At 36.2% G+C, this 5280-nt stretch carries 4 protein-coding genes; 2 read left to right on the top strand and 2 right to left on the bottom strand.

The window, feature by feature from the left end:
* Window positions 1-193: 193 nt before the first annotated feature.
* A complete protein-coding gene (locus tag AABE15_RS00225; protein WP_338329266.1) occupies window positions 194-877 on the bottom strand; it encodes a D-lyxose/D-mannose family sugar isomerase in 684 nt (227 codons plus the stop codon).
* A 286-nt stretch (window positions 878-1163) separates the two neighbouring features.
* Between AABE15_RS00225 and AABE15_RS00220 the strand changes: the two genes are divergently transcribed.
* Complete coding sequence (locus AABE15_RS00220) at window positions 1164-2975, top strand: DEAD/DEAH box helicase (RefSeq protein ID WP_338329265.1); 1812 nt, start codon at window positions 1164-1166, stop codon at window positions 2973-2975.
* Window positions 2976-3062: 87 nt separating this feature from the next.
* Here the strand turns inward: AABE15_RS00220 and AABE15_RS00215 are convergent, their stop codons facing one another.
* Entirely contained in the window at window positions 3063-3551 is a 489-nt protein-coding gene (locus AABE15_RS00215) for a hypothetical protein (RefSeq protein ID WP_338329264.1), read from the bottom strand.
* Window positions 3552-3773: 222 nt separating this feature from the next.
* Here AABE15_RS00215 and AABE15_RS00210 point away from each other — a divergent pair, with 222 nt between their 5' ends.
* Complete coding sequence (locus AABE15_RS00210) at window positions 3774-4709, top strand: 2-hydroxyacid dehydrogenase (RefSeq protein ID WP_338329263.1); 936 nt, start codon at window positions 3774-3776, stop codon at window positions 4707-4709.
* Window positions 4710-5280: the final 571 nt, after the last annotated feature.

Below are 5280 nucleotides of genomic sequence, written 5' to 3'. Positions count from 1 at the left end.
GTAATAAACTCAATATTTTTCCACTTGTCTTTGATGGGTGTTTTTTAACCAACAGAGAAAGATAAAAAATTTATATTTTCCAAGAACTCATCTTTAACAAGCCTATTTCTGCGCTGAAAATTAATCAAACATACGTAAAATTATTTTATTTTTATATATTGTATTTATACATAACTATAAATAGTTTGAAAAACTATGTTGCAGGGGGATACTCATTACACAATAAACGATAAGGTGCTTCATCTTCCTCAATTTTAGGGAAACGACCCAAAGCTTCATAAAAACGGTTATCGTTTGTATCATCGTTGCACATGGACACTTCCCCTAAAAGTACAGGACCTGTTCCTTTTTCAACTTCAAAATCATGATACATATAGGGGTAAACAGTAATGCTTTCTCCAGGAGTTAATCGAACTTGGCTGCCTGGTTCAACAAAAAATTCGCGACCATCACAATTGACTTTGACAGGGTTAACTTTATCAAATTGCCCTTCGGGTGTTGAATTATACACGCGTATTAACACATTACCACCCCCACGATTAATAATGTCCTCCATCTTTTGCCAATGAAAATGCATAGGCGCATATTGACTTTCTTTTAAATATAATAATTTTTCGGCATAGGTTTTGGTGTATTTCTTATTCTTCATATTGCCATTACGTAACGTTATCAACGAAAAACCGATTTTATCAAAATCTCCTTTGCCGTAGTCAGTAACATCCCATCCTAACATATTATCTCTAATTTCATCATACTCATGATTCTTAGTCTGCCACTCTTGTGGAGTAAATGCACAAAAAGGCGGTAAAGAAAACCCAACTTTTTCAATCATATGTTGCATTTCTTTGATCGCTCTATTAATTTCAGAACGTTTCATAAATCGACTCCTTGATGTTTTTTCCAAAATTGAATATCTATAGTATAGTTATGCCTCAAGCAAACATCTACTTGCAGGCATCTTCACTTTTTAGAGATCACAACAGGTTGCTATTTCATAAAAAAACACCTTTCCATCGTAACTTAGGTCTAAATGAATCTTTTATCTTTGCAACACGTTTGATTGTAATCCTTTTTTGTATATCAATTGCCTATATCGCTAAAAAGCTATTTGGTTCAAACCAATCAATTTTTATTCCAAAAAACAACCCTTATCGGATTTTTATATGCCGCTTACTAAAATAAATTCTTCTCTTGCTCAAGCTCTTAATCGCAAGGGGTATGTTTCTCTTACTCCTGTTCAAGAGGCTGTCCTGGAAATCAAAAACCCGGATCAAGACCTTCTTGTTTCCGCTCAAACTGGATCAGGAAAAACAGTTGCCTATGGTTTAACCATGGCCCATACACTATTAAGAAGCAATCTTCAATTTGATTTTTCCCGCGCACCTCAAGCCCTTATTGTTGCCCCAACACGAGAACTTGCCCTACAAGTCCACCAAGAGTTATGTTGGCTCTTCGAAGACACCAGAGCAAAAATCATTACGTGTATCGGCGGTATGAATGTCAGAAAAGAAGCTTCTGCTTTAGAACGTGGAACGCATATTGTCGTCGGTACCCCCGGCAGACTTTGCGATCACGTGCGCAGGCGTCATTTAGATCTGTCTCATCTGCAAGTCATGGTTTTGGACGAAGCTGACGAAATGTTGGATCTTGGCTTTCGAGACGAATTGGAAGAACTTCTTTCAGCGTGCTCCAATGAACATAGAACGCTTCTTTTCTCCGCCACCATTGACAAAGAAATCGAATCGCTTGCTCGTCGTTACCAAAAAAATGCTTTACGTATTAATACCGTGTCTAGTTTACAACACAGGGATATTGAATATCATGCAACGGTTTCTCATCCAAAAGAAATAGACAACACAATTATCAACTTAATTCGCTATATCGATAGTCCAACCGCAATGGTTTTTTGTGCTACCAGAGAGTTGGTTAGACACATGCAATCCACTTTAATAGAACGTGGTTTTTCGTGCGTTGCTCTATCAGGAGATCTTGGTCAAGACGAACGTAACCACGCCATTAAGAGTTTACGTACCGGTCAAGTAAAAGTTTGCGTCGCAACGGATGTTGCCGCAAGGGGATTGGACTTACCTATGCTGGACCTTGTCATTCATGCAAGTTTGCCAACCAACCCCGCATCACTTTTACATCGTTCTGGACGTACAGGCAGGGCAGGACGTAAGGGAATATGTGCTCTTGTTGTACCAAACAATCAACGCCATCGCGCCGAACGTTTATTAGCAAAGGCTAAAATTACTGCCGTTTGGGAAAATCCTCCAAGCGTTGTTTCTATACGTGAAAAAGACAATCAGCGCCTTTTAAATCATCCTGTATTATCCAACTGCAAAGATGTATCTGCTGAGGATCAAGAGTTGGTAAAAAAATTAACAGAACAATTCTCTTTATCAGAATTAGCAAACGCTGTTGTCAGCCTTTATCGTTCCACTATTCCAGATCCAGAAGAAATAACCACAGTCGCCTTAGACAACAGACGTTCTTCAAATGTAGATAGAGAATTTCGTAGAGATAAAAAACCTTTTTCAAAAAGTTTTCAAGGCAGTAGCTGGTTTGAAATTCCTATCGGACGCCACAATAAAGCAGACCCTAAATGGCTTATTCCCATACTGTGCAACGTAGGTAATATACAAAAAAGGGATATCGGCGATATTCGAATCACTGACAAAGTAACAAAATTTGAAATTGCTGAAAATAAAGCCGCTGACTTTACTCAAAATATTACCAACAACAAAAACGAAGATATCAAAATTTATTCTTCTTCACCGGAAGTTGGCTTTCAACCAAGAAAACCATCAAAAGGATATTCAAATAAATCGTTGGGGAAAGAGAAAGGAAGAATCAGGGAAAAAGATAGAGAAAAAACCAGAGGTGAATTTGATAAGAGAAAAAGAAAGAATGTTGCTGGAGTCGCACCACTTCCTAAAACAAGTAATGGTTCTTCGAGAAAAAGAAGAAAATAAATTATAGTTAAAGGAGCACAATTGATCCTTTAACTATAAAATTACTTGATGGTTATTGGATCAATTAAAATATTACGGATAAAAATTTTACCTATTTGGCCTATTTAAATCATGAAAATTACGTTTGGTATCGTGTCTGAAATTATGCCAATGTTGATGTTGATCTGAAGGCATATTTTTATATTGATCCATTCTACCTTTTTGTTGCTGCATACGATCATTAAATTGTTGACATTGGTCTTCTAAACGTTGACGCTGATCAAAGGGCATGTTTTTATATTGATCCATTCTGCCTTTTTGTTGCTGCATACGATCATTAAATTGTTGACGTTGATCTTCTAAACGTTGACGCTGATCAAAGGGCATGTTTTCATATTGATCTGCACGTTCTTGGCCTCTTTGAATTCTTTCGTGTATCGCTTGATTGTATTGCGTCAACCTATTATGTAAATTATCTTCATGCTGCTGTAAATTTTGTAATATGCCCTGAGCATGCGCATCAAAAACAGTACTATTTACTAAAAAAATACTCAATAAACTAGCCGACACTGCAAGCCACTTTGTTTTAGTTTTCATTGTTATTTCCTCATTATTCATTAAAAAATTAACCCCTTTCTGTCCAAGATAGTTTATTGAAACTACTAGTAAATACAATATTTTTGTTCATTATGCTCAGAAACATTGCGTAAACACTGTAAAAATAGAAAAAATTTTTAACTATAGTATTATAAAATTAAACAATATCCCCTGATAAAAAATTAGATAACAAAACAATCATACAGTTAGAAAGATAATCTTATGAAACATAAAATTTTACAGCTAATTCCACTTTGCAAAAAAATTCAAAGTCGTATTAATGCTTCTTTCACTGTTTATCTTTCTCTTGATAAATTTCCTGAAGATCACAAAACTCTAGAAAACATAGACGCCATCATTACGAATGGAGCTATTGGTGCACCCAAAACAATGTTAGACCAACTTCCTAATTTAAAGTTTATTACAGTCCACGGGGTTGGCTATGATAATATTGACATAGAAACCGTTAAAAAAAGGAATATAAAAGTCAGTATTGCAACTAATGTTCCTACTGCCGATGTTGCGGATATGGCCATAGCATTATTACTATGCGTTTCACGTCAAATTATACTTCGTGACCAATTCTTAAGACAGGGGGGATGGGAAAAAGGCTTATTCCCTTTACAAGGGTATTCTGTCTCCCATAAAAAAGTGGGGATTATGGGTATGGGACCTATCGGCAAAGCTATTGCAAAACGTCTGGAGGCTTTTGAAAATGAAGTTTGCTACACGGCTCGCCACGAACACCATGACGTCTCTTGGCAGTTTATACCTTCTCTTGAGGATTTAGCAAAGCGATCCGATATCCTTATTATTGCTGCAAGTGGTGGTATTAATTCAAAAAACGCTGTAAATCAAAAAGTTATTGAAGCCCTTGGTAAACAAGGCTTTTTAATTAACATTGGTCGTGGAACAACCATTGATCAAACCGCACTGATTGAGGCCTTACAAACAAAGAAAATTGCAGGTGCAGGTTTAGACGTTTTTCAGAATGAACCTCACGTTCCGCCAAGTCTGATCAGTTTACCCAATGTGGTTCTTACTCCACATTCAGCAGGTGCCACATTTGAAACTTCGGAAAAAACAGGCTTTAAAGTTCTACATTCTTTAGAACATTTTTTTAATGGGGAAGATCTTCTTGATGAAATCAAATTTTAATTGATTTTCAAAAACTTTCCAAAATGAAAATTTTTTGACATTATTGTTATCACTATCCGTAATTACTTTTTTTAAAATTATTCAATCATTCCTAAACATCAATTACATACAGGTAGTGCAACTGAACTGAAGATAAAAGATCACAGCAAAACTGGTGAAAAAGAAGAAGTTAAAAAACTGGAAACATCTAAAACATCTCTCCCTCGCAATGCTTCCCAACCAGCATTTTCGACTCAAGTACAAGTTAGTTTCTATATCCTAATATTTATTTGTCTTTCCTCTTTTTTTTTCTGGTCAATGATGAATTTGTAAAACTAATGTGGAAATTTCAGGGTCTCCCTAAAAATGGATCAGTTCCATTTTTTGACAGACTCAGAAAGCCCAGCACAGGAGAAAGGTTCAAACCGACTTTGCAGGCTATCAAGGTTTCGAGACCAAATATCAGCTCAAATGGTGACGTTAGGCGCTCAATGCATCTTAGGCTGTCAAATGCTTCAATAGTCAGTGGAACGACCAATAAAAATAACAATGCTGATGATATGTGGTCTAAAACAGATGTAAGTGGTATTTG

Source organism: Commensalibacter sp. Nvir, assembly GCF_963921845.1.
Lineage (GTDB): Bacteria > Pseudomonadota > Alphaproteobacteria > Acetobacterales > Acetobacteraceae > Commensalibacter.
This window is presented reverse-complemented; position numbering and strand designations above follow the sequence as displayed.